We start from the raw sequence: 4,302 nt of genomic DNA, 5'->3' as shown, positions 1-4,302 counted from the left end.
CGCGCGATACCGAAGTTTTTTCTGCTTGCAACCTTTTGTCGCAGCGAGAGGGCAGGGTGGGGGTGGAAAGCGGGAAAAGTTACCAGTTAACCGGTAACAAGTTAACCTTTTGGGAGTTTTTAAGGACAGGGGACTGTCCCCTGTCCTAATCTGGAGCACTCAAAGCTAAAGTCATAGCACCCCGCACCCTTTCAAACAAATCCCAATCCACTTTTCTACCGTATAAACTGCAAATAATTGATAGTCAGTCGTTTCTAAATACATTTCTTTCACATACCTCTCGTCCCGCAAGGCCGCAAGCCCTGCGGGATTTTTTTGGTTGAATTGATAAAAATCCGCCAAACATTTTGTCGTTTCAAAAAATCTTTGTACTTTTGCGTAAGCAAAGTTGCATCTCGGCATAATTGCTCAAGCAAGCTTGACAAGTTCTGCTCTCGATTTGCATTTACTTTGCGCTTTATAAAACGTAAATAACAATGATGATTTACTTTATGTAAGACCGCCCACTTAATATTAACCACTGCCAACACCCGACCTCGTGGCTGAAAAAAATGTGCCGGGAAGAAGATTATGAATAAAAGATTTACTGCATTAATGACAACGCTCATCCTTAGCGTGTTCTTCTCAATCTCTGCATCCGCAGATGTTGTTGAGGTAGATGGTATTTACTATGACATTTCTGAAACAACCGCCACAGTAACATATGGCGACAATGAATATTCAGGTGACATAGTTATTCCCGAGTCGATTACTTATGAAAATTCAAAATATAGTGTAACAAGTATTGGAGAATTGGCATTCATATATTGCAGCGGTTTGACATCAATCGCAATCCCTAATTCTATAACAAGTATTGGAGAATCTGCTTTCGAAGGTTGCAGAATCCTCACCTCAGTCACGATTCCTAATTCCGTGACAAGTATTGGAGAATCTGCTTTCGAAGGTTGCAGCGGCCTCACCTCAGTCACGATTCCTAATTCCGTGACAAATATTGGGTATGGTGCTTTCAATGGATGTACGGGAATTACACAAACTATTATTGTAAATGATATGTTTGTCTTTTTACCAACAGGATATGAAGGTCATTATTCTATACCTGAAAATATATCAACAATAATTGGAGGAGCTTTCTATGAATGCAGCGGCCTCACCTCAGTCACGATTCCTAATTCCGTGACAAGTATTGGAGAATCTGCTTTCGAAGGTTGCAGTGGCCTCACCTCAGTCACGATTCCTAATTCCGTGACAAGTATTGGAGATAGGGCTTTCCAATATTGCAGCAGCTTGACCTCAGTCACGATTCCTAATTCCGTGACAAGTATTGGAGAATCTGCTTTCTCTGGATGTACGGGAATTACACAAACTATTATTGTAAATGATATGTTTGTCTTTTTACCAACAGGATATGAAGGTCATTATTCTATACCTGAAAATATATCAACAATAATTGGAGGAGCTTTCGAAGGATGCAGCGGCCTAACCTCAGTTACAATTCCTAATTCCGTAACTAGTATTGGAGGTTGGGCTTTCGATGAATGCAGCGGCCTAACCTCAGTTACGATTCCTAATTCCGTAACTAGTATTGGAGGTTGGGCTTTCAATAATTGCGATGGTCTCACCTTAGTCACAATCCCTAATTCCGTGACAAGTATTGGAGATAGGGCTTTCCAATATTGCAGCAGCTTGACCTCAGTCACGATTCCTAATTCCGTGACAAATATTGGGTATGGTGCTTTCTATGGATGTACGGGAATTACACAAAGTATTATTGTAAATGATATGCTTGTCTTTTTACCAACAGGATATGAAGGTCATTATTCTATACCTGAAAATATATCAACAATAAATGGAGGAGCTTTCGATGGATGCAGCGGCCTCACCTCAGTCACGATTCCTAATTCCGTAACTAGTATTGCAGAGGGTGCTTTCTCTGGTTGCAGCAGCTTGACCTCAGTCACGATTCCTAATTCCGTGACAAGTATTGGATATGGTGCTTTCTCTGGTTGCAGCAGCCTCACCTCAGTCAATATTCCTAATTCCGTAACTAGTATTGCATATGGTACTTTCTTAGGTTGCAGCAGCCTCACCTCAGTCAATATTCCTAATTCCGTAACAAGTATTGCAGAGTATGCTTTCGATGGTTGCAGCAGCCTCACCTCAGTCAATATTCCTAATTCCGTAACAAGTATTGCAGAGGGTGCTTTCTCTGAATGCAGCGGCTTGACATCAGTCACAATCCCGAATTCTGTTACAAGTATTGGAGATTATGCTTTCAGTTTATGTATTAATATCGAAAACGTTTATTGTTACGCAGAGGTAGTTCCATTAGCCCCTGTTTATGTTTTCTATAACTCAGATATAGAAAAAGCAACACTTCACGTCCCTGCATCTGCAATCGAGGCTTATAAAACAACAGAGCCTTGGAGCGCTTTCGGAACATTCAAGACTATCGAAGGAACCGTAGGTATTGAATCAGTAGAAGACCGTGGCATCGCAATCCAGTCAGCCGACGGCTTCGTCACCATCTCCGGTCTCGACAACAACGAGAAGGTCAGCTTCTATGGTATCGATGGCAAGGCCCTCGGCTCCGCCACCGCCATCAACGGCACAACATCCTTCGCCGCACAATCCGGCTCTATCGTAGTCGCCAAGATTGGCAAGGCAAACATAAAAATCGCAGTGAAATAACAATACGCCAACACCCGACCTCGTGGCTGAAAAATGTGTCGGGAAGAAATTATGAATAAAAGATTTACTGCATTAATGACAACGCTCATCCTTAGCGTGTTCTTCTCAATCTCTGCATCCGCAGATGTTGTTGAGGTAGATGGAATTTACTATGACATTTCTGAAACAACCGCCACAGTAACATATGGCGACAATGAATATTCAGGTGACATAGTGATTCCCGAATCGATTACTTATGAAAATTCAAAATATTCCGTGACAAGTATTGGAGATTGGGCTTTCAGTTACTGTACAGGCTTGACATCAATCACCATCCCGAATTCTGTAACAAGTATTGGAAATTATGCTTTCTGGGATTGCTACGGCTTGACATCAATCACCATCCCGAATTCTGTAACAAGTATTGGAGATTATGCATTCTATGATTGCTGCAGCTTGACATCAATCACCATCCCGAATTCAGTAACAAGTATTGGTGATGGCGCTTTCTCTGGTTGTTTGGGCTTAACATCTATCACCATCCCGAATTCTGTAACAAGTATTGGAGAGTTGGCTTTCGATGAATGTTCAGGCTTGACATCAATCACAATCCCGAATTCTGTAACTAGTATTGGAGATTACGTATTGAACCTTTGTGATGGAATAAAAAATACGATAATTGTAAATGATATGTTTGTATATTTGCCAAAAACATATACTGGCCATTATTCTATTCCAGAAAATATTACAAAAATTATAGGAGGTGCTTTCTCTGAATGCAGCGGCTTGACATCAGTCACAATCCCAAATTCCGTGACAAGTATTGGAAGTTCAGCTTTCGCATATTGCAGCAGCTTGACATCAGTCACAATCCCGAATTCCGTGACAAGTATTGGAGATTGGGCTTTCTCTGAATGCAGCGGCTTGACATCAGTCACAATCCCGAATTCTGTGACAAGTATTGGAGATTGGGCTTTCGATTGTTGTGATAATTTAAAAAACGTTTATTGTTACTCAGAGGAAGTTCCATCAACTAATGTTTGGATTTTCGATGGAACATATATAGAAAATGCAACACTTCACGTTCCTGCATCTGCAATCAACGCTTACAAAACGACAAAGCCTTGGAGCGGATTCGGAACTATTAAAGCTATCGAAGGAACCGTAGGTGTTGAATCAGTGAAAGACCGTGGCATCGCAATCCAGTCAGCTGGTGGTTTCATCAACATTTCCGGCCTCGACAACAACGAGAAGGTCAGCTTCTATGGCATAGATGGCAAAGCCCTCGGCTCCGCCACCGCCATCAACGGCACAACATCCTTCGCCGCTCAATCCGGCTCTATCGTAGTCGCCAAGATTGGCAAGGAAAACATAAAAATCGCAGTGAAATAACATCCGCCGCAGCCCCTCATTTCTGTAGGGTCTTTACTTTATGTAAGACCGCCCCGCCCCAGGGCAACCTCAATGGAAAAACGGACTTACACAAGGTAAAATCCCTACAGTAGAAAAAATAACAATACGCCAACACCCGACCTCGTGGCTGAAAAATGTGTCGGGAAGAAATTATGAATAAAAGATTTACTGCATTAATGACAACGCTCATCCTTAGCGTGTTCTTCTCAATCTCTGCATCCG

The 4,302-nt window shown here is 42.0% G+C and carries 3 protein-coding genes; 2 read left to right on the top strand and 1 reads right to left on the bottom strand.

Features of this window, described 5'->3' with window-relative positions; genetic code table 11:
- Positions 1-171: 171 nt before the first annotated feature.
- Complete coding sequence (locus CIK99_RS15600; RefSeq protein ID WP_216822799.1) at positions 172-402, bottom strand: hypothetical protein; 231 nt, start codon at positions 400-402, stop codon at positions 172-174.
- Positions 403-570: 168 nt separating this feature from the next.
- Between CIK99_RS15600 and CIK99_RS09755 the strand changes: the two genes are divergently transcribed.
- Both CIK99_RS09755 and CIK99_RS09750 read left to right on the top strand, forming a co-directional pair.
- Positions 571-2,688 (top strand): leucine-rich repeat domain-containing protein, encoded by a 2,118-nt coding sequence (locus CIK99_RS09755; RefSeq protein WP_216822798.1) that lies wholly within the window; start codon positions 571-573, stop codon positions 2,686-2,688.
- Between the two features lie 51 nt (positions 2,689-2,739).
- Positions 2,740-4,059, top strand: coding sequence for a leucine-rich repeat domain-containing protein (locus CIK99_RS09750; RefSeq protein ID WP_216822797.1), 1,320 nt, complete (start codon positions 2,740-2,742; stop codon positions 4,057-4,059).
- Positions 4,060-4,302 lie beyond the last annotated feature (243 nt).

The sequence above is a fragment of the Prevotella sp. P5-92 genome, assembly GCF_002251245.1.
Taxonomy (GTDB): domain Bacteria; phylum Bacteroidota; class Bacteroidia; order Bacteroidales; family Bacteroidaceae; genus Prevotella.
The sequence above is the reverse complement of the archived record's forward strand: the minus strand, read 5'-3'. Positions and strand labels throughout refer to the sequence as shown.